We start from the raw sequence: 15,450 nt of genomic DNA, 5'->3' as shown, positions 1-15,450 counted from the left end.
TGGTGGGCGGTTCTCGCGTATTCGGGCACTGGTCGGGCTATGGCCGGTCCAGCGGCTCGCCGTAGGGGTAGTCCACCCAGGCACCGGCGCCAAGGTCGGGGCAATGGCGTTCGGCGCCGTGGCGCGTGCACGAGGCATCGGCGGGATACCGGTGCCCTTGCAGCAATTTATCGGCCTCGGCCCAGCCCAGGCCGGAGACTTCCCGCCCGTCGGCGTAGCGCAGGGCGTAGCTGAAATAGCGGTACCGGATCCTGATTAGCCGCCGGATCCCTTGCTGCGCGGTGGCTTGCACCGCAATCGGCATCTGCAGACTCATGTCCCCAGTATTCCATGCGGCCACCAGCCACCGCCTTCCCTAAGAATCGGGCAGGCGCTCCAGCAGCGCTGCGCGCGCCGCGCCATCGGCAGCATGGGCACGTGCGGGCGGGCGGGCCCCAGGCAGCTTCGGGGTAATCCATTGGGATGATTTTGCGTGCTTTACATCTCCCGGTGACTGTTGAGCATTGGCAACCAACTAAAGTTGAGATCAGCCCTTCCCACTGCGACACAGCTAGGACCACACCCGCATGCAGCGCTTGGCCATCTTGTCATTGAAAAACCGGGCGCTCATTGCGCTCATCACGGTTTTCGCCGCCGTCTTCGGCGTGATTTCCATGGGATCGCTCAAGCAGGAGCTGATCCCCGCCCTGGAATTCCCCCAGATCTCGGTCATGGCAACCCAAATGGGCTCCAGCCCCGAGGTGATCGACGAGCAGGTGGCTGAACCGCTGGAAACCGCTTTGCAGGCAGTTGAGGGCCTGGAATCCTCCACCGCTACCTCGCAGACCGGCTTCACCCGCATCTCGCTGACCTTCGAATACGGCACGGACATGGATCGTGCCCGGTCCCAGGTGGAACGGGCCATTGCCAATTCCAAGGCCCAGCTTCCCGAGGATGTCGAGCCCACCGCCTTCGCCGGCTCCATCGCGGACTTCCCGGTCCTGGCCCTAGCCGTCTCCTCGGACCAGTCGCTGGAAGCGCTCAACGACGATGTGGAGCGCCTCACCCTGCCCAAGCTGCAGAAGATCGAGGGGGTCCGCGAGGCCTCGGTCTCCGGTGGCGCCTCCCAGCACATTGCGGTGATCCCGAAGGACGACCAGATGCGCGATGCCGGCCTGGCCGTCACGGATCTGAAGGACGGCATCGAGAACGCCGGCTCCCCCATGCCCATTGGCAACATGGACGTCGATGGCCTGGAACTGCCGGTCATTGCCGGCTCCACCCCGGACAGCTTGGAGGCCATCAAGGAGATCCCGCTGGTCACCGATGGCGGTCCGGTGCTGCTCAAGGACGTCGCCGAGGTTTCGGTCAAGGCCGATGAGGCCACCAGCATTACCCGAACCAACGGCGAGGAGACCCTGTCCATCCAGGTCACCAAGACTCCCGATGGAGACACGGTAGCCATTTCGCACGCGGTCACCGCAATGCTTGCCGAGCTGGAGTCAGAGCTGGGCCACAAGGCCACCATGACCACGATCTTCGACCAGGCGCCCTTCATCGAGGACTCGATCAAGCACCTGGCACTGGAAGGCGCCCTGGGCCTGGGCTTCGCGGTGATCATCATCTTGGTGTTCCTGTTCTCGGTACGCTCCACCCTGGTCACCGCGATCTCCATTCCGCTGTCCCTGATGGCCACCTTCATCGGGATGAATGCCTTCGGATACACGCTGAACATGCTCACCTTGGGCGCCTTGACCATTTCCATTGGCCGCGTGGTGGATGACTCGATTGTGGTCATCGAGAACATCAAGCGCCACCTGTCCCATGGCGAATCCAAGGCGCAGTCGATCCTGCTGGCGGTCAAGGAAGTGGCCGGCGCCATTACCGCGGCGACCCTGACCACCGTGGCGGTCTTCTTGCCGATCGCCCTGGTGGGCGGCATGGCCGGCGAACTGTTCAGCCCGTTCGCGCTGACCATGACCATCGCGCTGCTGGCGTCCCTGCTGGTATCGCTGACCATTGTTCCGGTACTGGCGTACTGGTTCCTGCCGCACCGCCCGGGCAGCGGCGAAACCCATACCGTGCATGTGGCCGAAGACAAGTCGTGGTTGCAGCGTGCCTACATTCCGGTGCTGGAGGGAACCCAGAAGCACCCGGTCATCACCTTGCTGGCCTCGGTGCTGGTCCTTGCCGGCACCGTGGCCATGACCCCGCTGCTGAACACCAACCTGCTGGGCTCCACCGGCGAGAACTCGATTTCCATCACCGCCAAGATGCCTTCGGGCACCTCCATGGAAACCACCGAAAAGCAAGCGGCAAAGATCGAGACCGGGCTCGCTGATATCGAGGGAATCGAAGATATCCAGCTGACCGTGGGCACCGCCAGCGGCATGGCAGCCATGTTCTCCTCCGGCTCGGATACCGCAAGCTTCACCGTGATCACCAATGCCGATGCCGACCAGGAAGCGCTGAAGAACACGGTGCGCGAGCAGGTGGAAGGCCTGGACCTGCCCGAGGACCTGGACCTGAGCTTCGGCTCGAACTCCTCGGCCATGATGTCCAGCGATGTCACCATCGAGATCAAGGCCCCGGACGAGGGGATCCTGCGCGAGGCGACCTCCACGATGCGCGAAGCACTGGAAGGTACCGCGAACGTCACCGAAATCTCCGATAACCTTTCTGCCGAACGCGAGCAGGTGTCCATCGATATCGATGCGCAGAAGGCTGCCGAGGCGGGATTGACCGAGACCCAGCTCGCTGGCATGGTCGCTTCGCAGGTCTCCCCTGTTCCGGCAGGCACCCTGCGCCTGGACTACACCGACATGACGGTGCAGATCGGCGAGGGGATGGACCTGGACAGCCTGGAGAAGCTGCGCGAGCTGCAGATCCCTACCGCCGCCGGCATCAGGGAACTGCAGGATCTGGCCACCGTTGAGCGTGCCAAGGTGGTCCAGCAGGTCACCACCTCCAACGGCGAGCGTATCGCTACGGTCACCCTGGCTCCGGTGGAGAACATGCTCGGAGAGGTGTCCAAGGACGTCGCCACGAGCCTGGACTCGGTGCAGCTGCCCGAGGGCGCTACCGCGGAGATCGGCGGCGCCGCAACCGAGCAGGCCGAGTCCTTCAACCAGCTGTACCTGGCACTGCTGGCGGCCATCGCGATTGTCTACGTGATCATGGTGGCCACCTTCAAGTCGCTGATCCAGCCGCTGATCCTGCTGGTCTCGATTCCCTTCGCGGCGACCGGCGCTATCGGCCTGCTGCTGATCTCGGGGATCCCGCTGGGCTTGCCTTCGCTGATCGGCATGCTGATGCTGGTGGGCATCGTGGTGACCAACGCGATTGTGCTGATCGACCTGATCAACCAGTACCGCCAGGACAGCGCCGAGCGTCCGGCCATGTCCCTGGAGGATGCCATCATGCACGGCGCCCGCCAGCGCCTGCGCCCGATCCTGATGACCGCCCTGGCTACCATCTTCGCGCTGGTGCCGATGGGCCTGGGCCTGACCGGCCAGTCCGGATTCATCTCCCAGCCGCTGGCCGTGGTGGTGATCGGCGGCCTGGTCTCTTCCACCGTGCTCACCCTGATCCTGGTGCCGGTGCTCTACCGCTTGGTCGAGTCCCGCAAGGAGAAGAACGCCAAGGCCCGCGGCGCGCGCAAGCATTCGGCGCAGCAGCATACCGCTACCCAGGACCTGTCCCGGGCGATGGACAGCGCCAGCGCCAAGATCGTTCCGGGCACTGAGCCAGAAGCCGCGGCCACGGAGGCCTCGAGGACCGCGGATGCCGGGAAGAGCCCTGCGGCTGCCCCCGCGCCTGCCGAAGCCGCTGGCCAGGTCGTCAACCCGTTGACCGGCCAGATCCCGGTCTCGCGCAAGGAACGCCGGGCATTCGAAGAGCTGATGAAGCAGGCACCGCCAAAGCCCAACGACTAGGCTTTGCCGACGCCAGGACTCGGGCCTGCAACCACCTTCGTGGTTGCAGGCCCGAGTCCGTTTGCGCGCTGTCCGCGGCCGCTGACCCTAGACCAGCCGCAGCTCCGTCAGGCAGGTTGCGCTGGACTGCCCCGCAGTGGACACCGTGGTCTTGGCGCTCTTCCCCTGGTAGGTGAATTCAAGGTCCACCGTGATTCCCCGCGGAACCCAGAGGCCGATGAATCCGTTGTCGAAGGTTTCCATGCCCTGGTCCACCAGCACCTCGCCGGTCTCGGCGTTCACGGCCTTGACCTCCATCTCCTTGCCTTGCAACTGCCCAAGGCAGGTGGTGAGGCTATGGAAATGGCAGCTGTGCGTCTGGTCCACATAGGGCGCGGCCGAAAGATAGTACTGGCCTTCCGGCAGCGGCAGGTTCGCGGTGCGTCCCGACGCATCGGCCAGCACCAGTTGCGTTGGCTGCACCATGGCGGTGAAGTTCTCCGGCCGCTGCTCCTGCGGCAAGCGATCGAGCCGGTCGATGGCCGCCTTGGCGTCGAGTCCTTCCAGTCCCAGCTCGGCGAGGAACTGACCGGTGTCCTCGGCTGCAACCACCGTTGGCTCGGGCTGCGCGACGGGTGCCGCAGCGGTGCTGCATCCGGCCAGCACGGCCAGCGCGAGCAGCGAACCGGCGCCCCTGGCCGCAATGCGGGCACGGTAGCTCTTGCCGCCGGCAAATATTCCAGACATGGCCACTCCCAACCTTCCTGTCTCCAATTCCGGACTACAGCGTCTCAAGCAGCTGCTTCATCTCATTGATTTCCCTGGTCTGGGAATCAACGATCTGCTGGGCCAGGTCGAGGGCCGCCGGGTAGCTTCCCTCGCTGATCTCGGTCTTGGACATCTCCACGGCGCCTTCGTGGTGCATGATCATCTGCTCGAGAAAGAGCCGGGCAGCGTCGGAGCCGGTCGCGTCTTCCAGCGCCTTGATGCCCTCCTCCGGGACCATCCCGTCGCCGTGGTCCATGCTCCCGTGATCCATCCCGCCGGGCATATTCCACTCGGAAAGCCAGCGGTCCATGCGTTCGATCTCCGGGCCTTGCGCAGCCTGGATCCTTTCGGCCAGGGATGCCACCTCGGCGGGAATCCCGGATTTGCCCAGCAGGATGCCGGACATCTCGATCGCCTGTTCGTGGTGCACCTTCATGCCCGCGGCGAAGGCCATATCGGCGTCGTTGGCCGACGCGGACTGGTCCATGGAATGCCCGGAATGCGAACCGGAGGCCGAGGCGCTCGGCGCCTCGGTGCTTGCTGGTTCCCCTGCGCATCCGGCGAGGGCGAGCGTTGCACCCAGTACGAGGGCGCTGGAAATGAGGGTCTGCTTGTTCATGGTGATTCTCCTGGTGGATCTGGAACATGAGCGGCGTCCGCCTGCGGCGGCGCCGGAACTAGCTGGAGGCCAGTGCATCGACCGGCCAAGTTCTCACGTTCGGCAGATCCCCAACGCAACCAGATCAGGTTTATCCGGCGCGATCCCCCGCAGTTCCGATGCCACGCACAAGGTCAGCGGGAACACCGCCCGGAGAACGGCTACAGTCTGCGGCGGCCGCAGGAACAGCAGCATGGCCAGCAACGCCAAGACGCAACCGGCGGCGGCCATCTCATGGCCCATCGGGCAGTCGGTACAGCCCTGTTCCTCGCCGCCCGCATCGGCTGGCGGAGCATGGTGCGCGGGCTGGGTGTGAGCCGGATGCGCCTGCGCGACCGGGGCCGTGGCCGGGGATTGCGCCGAGGCTCCATGATGCAGCACATGCATCGAGAACAAGCCGAAAAGCACCGCGCTGATCAGCAGCAGCGAGCGGACTACCGCCAGGCGGGGGCAGGTGCGCCCTCCGGCCTTCGCCAGGTAGTTGCCGATGCTCATGGCTCCCAGCTTAGCGACGCCACCGCAAGGCCGCGAAACATGACCCCATCAACCGGCGGGACAAGATCCCTGCCGGTGCTCCGACCCGTCATTGTCCCCCGATTCCAGTGCCGGTCCGGCTCCAATTCCAAATCCGATTCCAAGCCCCCGTCCTGCGGTCCTCGCAGGGCCACGACTGGCGAATCAATAATTTAAGTTGCGCACAATTGAATTGCGTGCAATCATTATTCCATGGCAATTGTTGACGACATGGTGTGTTTCTCCCTCTATTCGGCCAGCCGGGCCACCACCCGCGCATATACCGAGCTGCTCGCCCCTTGGCAGCTGACCTACACCCAGTACCTGGTGCTCGTTGCACTGTGGTCCGAAGGCGATAAGCCGGTGCGCGAAATCGGCGAGATGCTCCAGCTGGACTCCGGCACCCTGTCCCCGCTGCTACGCCGGCTGGAACAAAAGGACTTCATCGAACGCCAACGCGATGACCAGGACAGCCGCGTCGTCAACGTCCGCCTAACCCCCGCTGGCGTATCCCTGCGCAAGGAACTGGCGCACATCCCGGCGCAGATTGCCTGCGGCACCGGGTTGCCGGATATGGAAAGCGCCAAAGCGCTGCTGGCATCCCTGCACCGCATCACCGCCTCCATGCAGCAAATCCCCGCTCCGGACCAACCCTCCGGAAAATAGCTACCAGATTTCACCCTCATCGAAAGGCAGTTTCATGGAAACCCTGTACACCGCTGAATCCCTGTCCACCGGCCAAGGCCGCGAAGGCCGCGTCCAGACCCCGGACGGCAAGCTCGATCTGGCCCTGGCCTCCCCGGCAGAACTGGGCGGCTCGGGAGCCGGCACCAACCCGGAACAGCTGTTCGCCGCGGGCTACGCCGCCTGCTTCCACTCGGCATTGAATATGGTAGCGCGCGGCCGCAAGGTCAAGATCGAGGACTCCAGCGTCGGCGGCCGAGTCCACCTGAACCGCGACGGAGAGAACGGGTTCAAGCTCTCGGTTGAGCTGGAAGTCATCATTCCCGGCATGGAACCCGCACTGGCCCAGGAACTGGCCGATGCGGCCCACCAGGTCTGCCCCTACTCCAATGCCACCCGCGGCAACATCGATGTCCTGGTCAGCGTCAGCGATGACTAGGTCCCCGGCGGCGAAGCCCCTGGGAATTGCCCGGCACGGCGCACGGATTGCGCTCGGGGCATTCCTGGGCTTCGCCGGGGTCAGCCACCTGACCTTTGCCCGCGAGGAATTCCGCGCCCAGGTCCCGGACTTCGTCCCGCTGGATCCGGACCTGACGGTCATCCTTTCCGGTGTCGCCGAAATCGGCCTGGGACTTTCCTTGCTGGCGCTGCTCAAGAAGCGGGTCGCCGTGGGCTGGATCGCCGCGCTCTTCTTCGTCGCGGTGTTCCCCGGCAATCTCGCCCAGTGGCAGGAGGGACGCGACGCGTTCGGCCTGGACACCGACGGGAAACGGCTTGCCCGGCTCTTCTTCCAGCCAGCGCTGGTAGCGCTTGCACTGTGGAGCACCGCCGCATGGCGGGACCGTGCCCAGCTTCGGTCCAAGGCCTAGCAACGCCAGAAAAGTGCGCACAGCGGGGTATCGGGCATCACGCCCGATACCCCGCTGTGCGCTGCCTGCGGCTAGGCGTCGCGCCGCTTCAGCGAAACATATCCGGCTCCGAGCAGGGCCACGGCCCAGCCTGCCAGCACCAGCAGCGCCGCTGCCGGTCCATAGGGTTCGGTGGCGCCGGTGGCCATGAACGTCGCCGCATTGCTGGGCAGGTAGTCGGCCACCGTCTGCACCCATGAGAAGGGAATCAGCTGCAGGATCTGTGGCAGCCCGATCACCAGCATGATCGCCGAGACGATCGCCCCGGCCGAGTTCCGGCACAGCAGCCCGAGCCCGAGCACCATCAAGCTCAGCAGCGCCAGGTAGGTTCCGGCGCCCAGGCAGGCCGAAACCAGGTCGGAGACGGTGAAGGTTCCGTACGGCCCCGCGCTGAGCGCTGCCGGAATGGTGCCCACGCCGATCATGGCCACCCCGGCAGCGAAACCGAGCCCGGAGAGCAGCAGCGCCTTCGCTGCCAGCAGCAGCCCACGGCGCGGTACCGCTTGCAAGGAGGTGGTGATGGTGCCGCTGGAGTACTCGCTGGTGATGTGCAGGGCCGCCGCGGCAGCGAAGAACAACTGGCCGAATTGCAGGGTTGAGAAAACCATCAGCGGGGCAGGCATCGCCGCGTCGAAGCCATTGTCCCCGCTGGCTTTCGCACTGGCACCCAGCAGCCACCCCAGGGCGATGGACAACGCGATTCCCAAGGCATAAAGCCAGAGCAGCGACCGCAGCCCGAAGAATTTAGCGGCCTCGGCGCGGGCCGCCGCCAGCAGCTCTGCGCCCAGGTATCCGGATGCGGACTCTTTGATCTGCAGCGTGCTCATTTGCTTCCCGCTCCCCTAGCTGATTCGGCGGAGTACTCCACCATGCCATGTGTCAATTGGTTGTAGGCGTTTTCCAGCGATCCGTGGGCAACGCTCAGTTCATGCAGCTCGATGCCATGGGCGAAGGCCAGCCCACCGACATTTTCCAGCGGCAGGCCGATGACCTCCAGCCGGTCCTCGCCAGCGTTCAGCTCCATGCCCGGTTGCTGCAGGAGTCCGGCGAGCGCCGCGAGCTGCGGCGAGCGCACCGTAATGACCTGCTGGGTGAATTGCCTGATCAGCTCCCTGGTGGGGGCTTGGGCGATCAGCTCTCCACGGCCTATCAGGATCAGCTGGTCCGCGACCTGCTGCACCTCGCTCATCAGGTGGCTGGAGACGAAGACGGTCCCGCCGCGATCCGCCCTGGCGCGCAGCAGCTGCCTGATCCAGACGATCCCTTCGGCGTCCAGCCCGTTCATCGGCTCGTCCAGGACCAGGATCTCGGGGTCGCCCAGCAGCGCCGCGGCGATGCCCAGGCGCTGGCGCATGCCCAGCGAGAATCCGCCGATCCGCTGGGCGCCCACGGACTGCAGCCCGACGTCGGCCAGCACCTCATCCACCCGGGTTGCCGGGATCCGGTTGCTTTGCGCCAGGGATGCGAGGAAGGTGCGCGGGGTGTGCCCCGGGTGCCCCGCCGTGCCGCAGATGTGCGCTCCGAGAACCTGCAGCGGGTAGCGCAGCTGCGCGTAGGGAACCGAATTGACCAGTGCCCGCCCGCTGCTGGGCGCGTCCAGTCCGAGGATCATCCGCATGGTGGTCGATTTGCCGGCCCCGTTGGGTCCGAGGAATCCGGTCACCTGCCCGCGTTCTATGGTGGCGGTCAGCGCATTGACGGCCCGGGTGGCGCCGAAGTCCTTGCTCAGCGCTTCAAGTGCGATCATGGTGTGCTCCTTTGGTTCTGCGCTCAACCCTAGGATTCGCCCGGGCCGCCGCGCACCGGCTGGAAGTCGGCCAACGCGCGGCCCCGAACCCCTACCTTGGTCGGTGTCTGGCTGCGCCGATTCTGCGTAGCATGTTGATCATGACTACCTCGTGGAAGCAGCCGGTCCTGTTGCTGCTGCTGGCCCTGTGCGCCTACCTGGTTCCCATCTCCACGAACGGGGCCTGGGTTGTGCTCGCTCCCCTGGCCGCGGCCTGCAGCTACCTGGCCGGACGGCATGTTTCCGCGCTGGCCCATGGATTGCTGGCCCTCGGGGCAGGGACGCTGGCCTCCGGGGTGACGCTGGCATGGTCCTCGCACCTGAGCCTGCTGGCCTTCGCACTGAATATCCTTACCGGCCTGGTGCTCTTTGCACTGCTGCCCTGGTGGGCGGGCCGGGCGCGGCGCAATGCGGTGCTGTTCCGCAGCCAGGAGCGCCGGCATGTGGTGGTGCAAGCCGAGCTGCGGGAAAGGGCGCGCATTGCCGAAGCCATGCATGACCAGCTGGGCCATGATCTGGCGCTGCTGGCGCTGTCCACCGGCGGGCTGCAGGTGTCCTTGGAACAGGGCACGCCGGCCTACGAACAGGCAAAGCGGATCCGCGAGCAGGCCGATGAGTCCATCGAGCATCTGCACCAGATCATCGGGGTGCTGCACGAGGACGGCGAACAAGCGCCGCTGGGCCCGGCAGGTTCATCGCTGGAGCAGCTGGTCGAACAGGCCCGGGCCAAGGGCATGAAGATCAATTTCTCCCGGAAGGGCCCCTCGCCCCAGGCTCCCGGGTCCATCCGGTGGGCCGCGGTGCTGCGCCAGGTGGCCCAGGAGGCGTTGACCAATGCGGCGAAGTACGCGCCGCACGCCGAGGTGGACCTCGAGCTCGATACGCGCTCGGAGCAGGCGGTGCTGAGCATTTCCAATCCGCTGCATGGCCCCCTGCTTCCCAGCCGGGTTGGGGCCACCGGGATAGCTTCGCTGCGCGGCACCCTCGAAGCCGCCGGAGGCTCGCTGGCGGTGCACCGCACCAAGGAGCGTTTCGAACTGCGCGCTTCCATTGCCCAGGCATCCCCGCACCCGGCGCCTGCCGGGGTGCAGCCGCCGGTGAAGCGCACGAGCACCTCGATGCTGGTGCTGATGCCGGTCCTCGCCGTCACGGTGATTGCCGCGGCCCTGCTGCTGTTGCAGCATGCCACCTACCAGGCCACCGCCCTGCACCCCTCGGACTTCCAGAAGCTCTCGGTGGGCATGGACGCACGGCAGGTTGCTTCGCTGGTCCGCGCCCCGGGCCTGGATGAGCCGCTTCCCGTGATCGACGAGCCGGCACCGCCAGGGGATGCGCAGTGCCGCTACTATGCGGCCCGGACCGGGCTGCTGGATCTGGGCAGCGAGATGTTCCGCCTGTGCTTCACCGAAAACGTACTGGTTTCCACCGACCACCTCTACCCCGCCGGCTAGCCAAAGGAACTGCAGATGAGCATGGATACCCCCGTCAGCGTCCTGCTGGTGGATGACGATGCGCTGATCCGCGCCGGGCTGCGCGCAATCCTGTCCAGCGACCCGGGCATCCTCATTGCCGGGGAAGCGGAGAACGGGGTGCGCGCCATCGAGCTGGCCGCGCGCCTGGACCCCTCAGTGATCCTGATGGATATCCGCATGCCGCAGCTCGACGGACTGGGAGCCATGGAAGCAATCCTGGGCCAGGCTCCGGAAACCAAGGTGCTGGTCCTGACCACCTTCGGCGAGGAGGAATACATCGACCGGGCCATGTCCGGCGGAGCCTGCGGATTCATGCTCAAGAGCTCGGGACCCGAGGAACTGCTCGGCGCCATCCATGCGGTGGCTGAAGGCGCCGCAGCGCTCTCCCCGCGCATTGCCCGGAGGGTGATCGACAAGGTGCGCGGGATCGACACCGCCGCGCAGGCCCGGGCCCGGTCCCTGGTCCACGGCTTGACCGTGCGCGAACGCGAGGTCTTGGCGCTGGTGGGCCAGAGCCTGTCCAATGCGGAGATTGCCGCCCGGCTGGTGCTCACCGAGGCGACAGTCAAGGGGCATATGACCGCGATCCTGCTCAAGCTCGGTGCCCGCAACCGCGTGGAGGCCGCCCTGATTGCCTATCAGGGCGGAATCGTCACTCCACGGCGCCGGTAACCCCGTGGTTGGAGTTCGCATCGAGTTTGCGGATCCAGCGAGAGCCTTCGCCTTCCGCGGCGGCCTCGTCTCCGGGGTTGACCAGCGAGCAATTCTTGATCGACAGGCATCCGCAGCCGATGCATCCATCCAGCGAATCCCGCAGCGATTCGAGCTGGAGCATGCGGCGATCGATGATCTGCTTCCAATGCGTGCTGAGCTGTTCCCATTCACTCTGCCGCGGCGCCCGGTCTTCGGGCAGCTCGCCCAACGTGCCGGCGATTTCAGCCAGGGTCAGGCCCACGCGCTGGCCAGCAGCGATAATCGCCAGCCTGCGCAACGTGTGCTTGGGGAACACGCGCATGTTCCCGTTGGTCCGCGTGGAGAAAATCAGGTTCCGCGACTCGTAGTACCTGATCGCCGCCACTGATACTCCCGCGCGCCGAGCGAGATCCCCGATGCCTAATTGGCTTTTCCTTGTTGGAACTGCGGACTGGCTGGAGGATGTCATATGAGGAATTATTCAGGTCCGGCCGCTTGACCTCAAGTTAGCTGGAGCCTGTTGGCTGTCGTATGAACTTCTACGAAAGGCCAACTCATGAACGCAACCCAGATTCCGCCATGCACCATCCTGCTCGCTCGCATCCAGGAGCAGCAATCCGGTACGGATACCGGATCCGCGCTGACCGCGCGCCAGCTGCGACGGGCTTTGCGCCAGTTGCGCAAGCACAGGCGCAATTGCCGGTGCGCGCCAGGGCAGCCCTCTTTGGAACCGGCCCACGAGCAAGGCAACTTGTTCTGGGGTGCAGGTTTCATCCCCACCCGCCGTTGACTCATTGCTCATTGACTCATTGCCCATTGACTCATTGCACGTTGCCGGCAGTGTGACGGGCACCCGCCGGCCGGTTCACACCAGGAAGGGACATCTCCGAGGGGCCCGGGAATATTTGACGCATCAACTTGTTATTACATGCATACGCATATAAATTGGTGGCAGGACATAACGCTTGCACCAGGAAAACAGGAGTGGACATGCAATTCGGAGTATTCTCAGTCAGCGACATCACCCGCGACCCGACTACCGGCCGCATCCCTACCGAAAAAGAGCGCATCGACGCATCGGTGGCGATCGCCAAGAAGGTCGAAGAAATCGGCATGGACGTCTACTCCATCGGCGAGCACCACAACCGCCCGTTCTTCTCCTCCTCCCCTACCACCACACTGGCCTACATTGCCGCCCAGACCGAGCGCATCATCCTTTCCACCACGACCACGCTGATCACCACCAATGACCCGGTGAAGATCGCCGAGGACTTCGCCATGCTCCAGCACCTGGCAGATGGCCGAGTGGACCTGGTTCTGGGCCGCGGCAACACAGGGCCGGTCTACCCATGGTTCGGCAAGAACATGCAGGACTCGGTCAACCTGACCGTGGAGAACTACCACCTGCTGCGCCGCCTGTGGGATGAGGACGTGGTGAACTGGGAAGGCAAGTTCCGCACCCCGCTGCAGAACTTCACCTCGACCCCGCGCCCGCTCGATGACGTGGCACCATTCGTCTGGCACGGATCAATCCGCACCCCGCAGGTAGCAGAAATCGCCGCCTACTACGGTGACGGCTTCTTCGCCAACAACATCTTCTGGCCAAAGGAGCACTACCAGCAGCTGATCAACCTGTACCGCGAGCGCTACGAGCACTATGGGCACGGACGCGCCGACCAGGCCGTGGTTGGCCTGGGCGGCCAGTTCTACATGGCCAAGGATTCCCAGCAGGCAGTCAAGGAATTCCGCCCGTACTTCGATAACGCCCCGGTCTACGGCCATGGCCCGTCGTTGGAAGACTTCACCTCCCAGACCCCGCTGACCGTTGGCTCCCCGCAGCAGGTGCTGGAGAAGACGCTGTCCTTCCAGGAGTACTTCGGCAGCTACCAGCGACAGCTGTTCCTCATCGACCATGCCGGCCTGCCGCTGAAGACCGTGCTGAACCAGCTGGACCTGTTCGGCGAGTACGTACTGCCTGAACTGCGCAAGGAAATGGATTCCCGGGCACCGAAGGACCTTACCCCGGCTCCTACCCATGCGGGATTGGTTGCTGCTCGCGACGCTAAACTGGAAGCTGAGCAAGCAAACACCAAGGAGCCTGTAGCAAGTGACCGGGACCAGTAATCCAGCAGCCTCATTGAAGGTCGCCACCGATGCCTGGGAGGCTCTTTTCCGGGCACAGGTGGCGGTCATGCGCCAGATCACCGCAATGCCGGAGTTCGGCAAGCTGTCCATGCGCGAGTACGACGTGCTGTTCAACTTGCGCACCTGCCCCGGCGGCAAAAGCCGGATGGTAGACCTGAACAAGCAGTTGCTGATTTCGCAGCCCAGCCTCAGCCGCATGGTCACCCGATTGGAAGACCAGGGGCTGGTAGTTCGCGAGGCCGACCCGGATGACCACCGTGCCATGCAGCTCTCGCTGACCGAGGCAGGCCGCAAGCTCCAGCAGGAAATCGGAAGGGAGCACGTCAAGCATCTGCACAATTTGCTGGGCACCGCACTGACCGAAGAAGAATTCCATGAGTTGGAACGCTTGAGCACCAAACTGCGTGAAGCGGTGCAGTAGCTTTTGCCCCAGCCCGGAAGGACATGCCATAGGCAGCTCCTTCCGGGCTCCCGGGCATTCCATGGGATTAAATTGATTCAGCATCAACTGTTCAATCACGGCGCACAGAAGGCAGAACACTCTTGAAGGACGAAAAGCTATTCAGCTTGGAAGAAGCTGCCAGCACCCTTGGCGTAGAAACCAAGGAGTTGCGCAGCTATCTGCGCCAGCATCGTCCCAAGGGCGCCATCCAGAAGCCGCCTCAGCCAGGTGGCAACTGGCATGTCTCCGCCGCTTTGCAGACCCAACTTCAGTTCGCCGGCGCGCCGGGGCTGGAAATTTCCCTCACGCCCATTGACGACCAGGTCATTGAATCCCTGGACTGGTCGCCGTGGGACTCCTTTGAAGCCACCGCCGACTCGGCGCCAGTGGCCCCGGGCGTCTACATGTTCCGCCGCGCGGGCGCCTCGGACCATGAGCCAATCTACGTGGGCCAGGCTGGTGAACGCAGCGGCAAGGGACTTCGCGGAAGACTGAAGATCTATTCCAGCGGCCAGGGCGCGACCTCCGGCATGGGCAAGTACGCTTTTGACGAAGGACTAGCGGATCCCCAGTGGCTGCGGGACCTGGCAATCGAGGCGGACCGCGGTGAATCCCGCTCAATCCAGCAAGTGGCACGCCTGGCCATTGACCGCTTGAATCTTGAAGGCCGGTGGGTCACCTGCATCCACCGCAAGGCGGCCCTGCTCCTGGAAGCAGCGCTGATCCGGAAATACCACTTGTCGCTGTGGAATGTTGCCGGTGCGCCAAAAGACGTGGAGAGCTAGGCGTCTGGGTGCATTGTCCCGAACCTGGGCTTGATTCTGCCTCCGGGCAGGTTCATTGTAGGAGTAGCCACTCTCCCGCCGGCATGTAGGTTGAATCGAGGCATTTGCCATGGGCTCGGTAGTTTGCGATGTCACCGTCTCCCTGGACGGATTCTGCGCTGGACCCAATCAGAGCATGGATAATCCGCTGGGCGAGGGAGCCGAAGCCCTGCACCGCTGGCAGTTTGAGCGCCTCGACGAGAACCAGGCGGAAATTTCCGCTATTACCGAAGCCTCGGCTTTCATCATGGGGAGCAAGATGTTCGGCCCTCCAGCCGGTGAGGACGACGCCGACTGGATCGGGTGGTGGGGAGAGATCCCTCCGTACCATGCCCCGGTCTTCGTGCTCAGCCACCATCCGAAGCCGATGCTCTGCCTGGAGGGCGGGACCAGCTTCCAATTCGTCCCCGATGGGATCGAGGAAGCCCTCGCCGAAGCCCAGGAAGCGGCGGGAGAGAATCCAGTGGCCATCGCCGGTGGAGCAAACACCATTGTGCAGTTCTTGCGAGCCGGCCTCATTGACGAGCTGCGGCTGCATATCGCGCCCATCCGCCTCGGGCATGGCGAACCGATCAGCGTTGAAGATATAGAAACGCATATGGACCGCGTGTCACGGCGCGAAACGACGCTTGCCACGCACGTCTACTACCAGCGCCGCCGCTAG

General features: G+C 64.5%; 18 protein-coding genes. 11 read left to right on the top strand and 7 right to left on the bottom strand.

The window, feature by feature from the left end; all coding sequences use genetic code 11:
• Window positions 1-37: 37 nt before the first annotated feature.
• A complete protein-coding gene (locus tag ACIOJF_RS15950; RefSeq protein ID WP_105661102.1) occupies window positions 38-316 on the bottom strand; it encodes a hypothetical protein in 279 nt (92 codons plus the stop codon).
• Between the two features lie 250 nt (window positions 317-566).
• Here ACIOJF_RS15950 and ACIOJF_RS15945 point away from each other — a divergent pair, with 250 nt between their 5' ends.
• Window positions 567-3,914, top strand: a complete 3,348-nt coding sequence (locus ACIOJF_RS15945) for an efflux RND transporter permease subunit (protein ID WP_402741873.1) — start codon at window positions 567-569, stop codon at window positions 3,912-3,914.
• An 87-nt stretch (window positions 3,915-4,001) separates the two neighbouring features.
• Here the strand turns inward: ACIOJF_RS15945 and ACIOJF_RS15940 are convergent, their stop codons facing one another.
• The 3 genes from ACIOJF_RS15940 to ACIOJF_RS15930 all read right to left on the bottom strand — a co-directional run bounded on the left by ACIOJF_RS15940 (window position 4,002) and on the right by ACIOJF_RS15930 (window position 5,814).
• The gene (locus tag ACIOJF_RS15940; RefSeq protein ID WP_332595249.1) at window positions 4,002-4,640 is read right to left on the bottom strand and encodes a CueP family metal-binding protein; all 639 of its coding nucleotides are present in this window, start codon (window positions 4,638-4,640) and stop codon (window positions 4,002-4,004) included.
• Between the two features lie 34 nt (window positions 4,641-4,674).
• The gene (locus tag ACIOJF_RS15935; protein ID WP_332595250.1) at window positions 4,675-5,280 is read right to left on the bottom strand and encodes a DUF305 domain-containing protein; all 606 of its coding nucleotides are present in this window, start codon (window positions 5,278-5,280) and stop codon (window positions 4,675-4,677) included.
• A 93-nt stretch (window positions 5,281-5,373) separates the two neighbouring features.
• Complete coding sequence (locus ACIOJF_RS15930) at window positions 5,374-5,814, bottom strand: DUF6153 family protein (protein WP_402734949.1); 441 nt, start codon at window positions 5,812-5,814, stop codon at window positions 5,374-5,376.
• 231 nt (window positions 5,815-6,045) lie between these two features.
• Between ACIOJF_RS15930 and ACIOJF_RS15925 the strand changes: the two genes are divergently transcribed.
• From ACIOJF_RS15925 to ACIOJF_RS15915, 3 genes are read left to right on the top strand one after another with little or no spacing between them, the layout of a single operon-like run.
• Window positions 6,046-6,498, top strand: coding sequence for a MarR family winged helix-turn-helix transcriptional regulator (locus ACIOJF_RS15925; protein ID WP_181148888.1), 453 nt, complete (start codon window positions 6,046-6,048; stop codon window positions 6,496-6,498).
• A 34-nt stretch (window positions 6,499-6,532) separates the two neighbouring features.
• Window positions 6,533-6,955, top strand: coding sequence for an organic hydroperoxide resistance protein (locus ACIOJF_RS15920; protein WP_105658061.1), 423 nt, complete (start codon window positions 6,533-6,535; stop codon window positions 6,953-6,955).
• Window positions 6,948-7,385 (top strand): DoxX family membrane protein, encoded by a 438-nt coding sequence (locus ACIOJF_RS15915; protein ID WP_105658060.1) that lies wholly within the window; start codon window positions 6,948-6,950, stop codon window positions 7,383-7,385. The genes ACIOJF_RS15920 and ACIOJF_RS15915 overlap by 8 nt, the downstream gene beginning before the upstream one ends.
• A 71-nt stretch (window positions 7,386-7,456) precedes the next feature.
• Here ACIOJF_RS15915 and ACIOJF_RS15910 read toward each other — a convergent pair whose 3' ends face one another.
• On the bottom strand, window positions 7,457-8,251 hold the full coding sequence (locus tag ACIOJF_RS15910; RefSeq protein WP_402741872.1) for a hypothetical protein: 795 nt from the start codon (window positions 8,249-8,251) through the stop codon (window positions 7,457-7,459).
• The gene (locus ACIOJF_RS15905) at window positions 8,248-9,171 is read right to left on the bottom strand and encodes an ATP-binding cassette domain-containing protein (protein WP_105658058.1); all 924 of its coding nucleotides are present in this window, start codon (window positions 9,169-9,171) and stop codon (window positions 8,248-8,250) included. The genes ACIOJF_RS15910 and ACIOJF_RS15905 overlap by 4 nt, the downstream gene beginning before the upstream one ends.
• A gap of 140 nt (window positions 9,172-9,311) precedes the next feature.
• On the opposite strand from ACIOJF_RS15905, the gene ACIOJF_RS15900 reads away from it, so the two are divergent.
• Window positions 9,312-10,661 (top strand): sensor histidine kinase, encoded by a 1,350-nt coding sequence (locus tag ACIOJF_RS15900; protein WP_402741871.1) that lies wholly within the window; start codon window positions 9,312-9,314, stop codon window positions 10,659-10,661.
• 15 nt (window positions 10,662-10,676) lie between these two features.
• Entirely contained in the window at window positions 10,677-11,354 is a 678-nt protein-coding gene (locus ACIOJF_RS15895; protein WP_402741870.1) for a response regulator, read from the top strand.
• Here ACIOJF_RS15895 and soxR read toward each other — a convergent pair.
• Entirely contained in the window at window positions 11,335-11,844 is a 510-nt protein-coding gene (soxR, locus tag ACIOJF_RS15890; protein ID WP_402741869.1) for a redox-sensitive transcriptional activator SoxR, read from the bottom strand. The two genes, ACIOJF_RS15895 and soxR, sit on opposite strands and share 20 nt — an antisense overlap.
• Before the next feature lie 87 nt (window positions 11,845-11,931).
• Between soxR and ACIOJF_RS15885 the strand changes: the two genes are divergently transcribed.
• The 5 genes from ACIOJF_RS15885 (at window position 11,932) to ACIOJF_RS15865 (ending at window position 15,450) form a co-directional block, all read left to right on the top strand.
• Window positions 11,932-12,165: a hypothetical protein gene (locus ACIOJF_RS15885; protein ID WP_105658054.1), complete on the top strand. Its 234-nt coding sequence runs from the start codon at window positions 11,932-11,934 to the stop codon at window positions 12,163-12,165.
• A 200-nt stretch (window positions 12,166-12,365) separates the two neighbouring features.
• Window positions 12,366-13,499 carry an LLM class flavin-dependent oxidoreductase gene (locus tag ACIOJF_RS15880; RefSeq protein ID WP_402741868.1) on the top strand — a complete coding sequence of 378 codons (1,134 nt, stop codon included), beginning with the start codon at window positions 12,366-12,368 and terminating at the stop codon, window positions 13,497-13,499.
• On the top strand, window positions 13,483-13,941 hold the full coding sequence (locus ACIOJF_RS15875) for a MarR family winged helix-turn-helix transcriptional regulator (RefSeq protein ID WP_105658053.1): 459 nt from the start codon (window positions 13,483-13,485) through the stop codon (window positions 13,939-13,941). The genes ACIOJF_RS15880 and ACIOJF_RS15875 overlap by 17 nt, the downstream gene beginning before the upstream one ends.
• 122 nt (window positions 13,942-14,063) lie before the next feature.
• Window positions 14,064-14,747 (top strand): hypothetical protein, encoded by a 684-nt coding sequence (locus ACIOJF_RS15870; RefSeq protein ID WP_105661090.1) that lies wholly within the window; start codon window positions 14,064-14,066, stop codon window positions 14,745-14,747.
• Window positions 14,748-14,856: 109 nt separating this feature from the next.
• Window positions 14,857-15,450: a dihydrofolate reductase family protein gene (locus tag ACIOJF_RS15865; RefSeq protein ID WP_402741867.1), complete on the top strand. Its 594-nt coding sequence runs from the start codon at window positions 14,857-14,859 to the stop codon at window positions 15,448-15,450.

The organism is Glutamicibacter sp. NPDC087831, assembly GCF_044742845.1.
Taxonomy (GTDB): domain Bacteria; phylum Actinomycetota; class Actinomycetes; order Actinomycetales; family Micrococcaceae; genus Glutamicibacter.
Note: the sequence above shows the minus strand (reverse complement) of the source record. Positions and strands in the feature narration are given on the sequence as shown.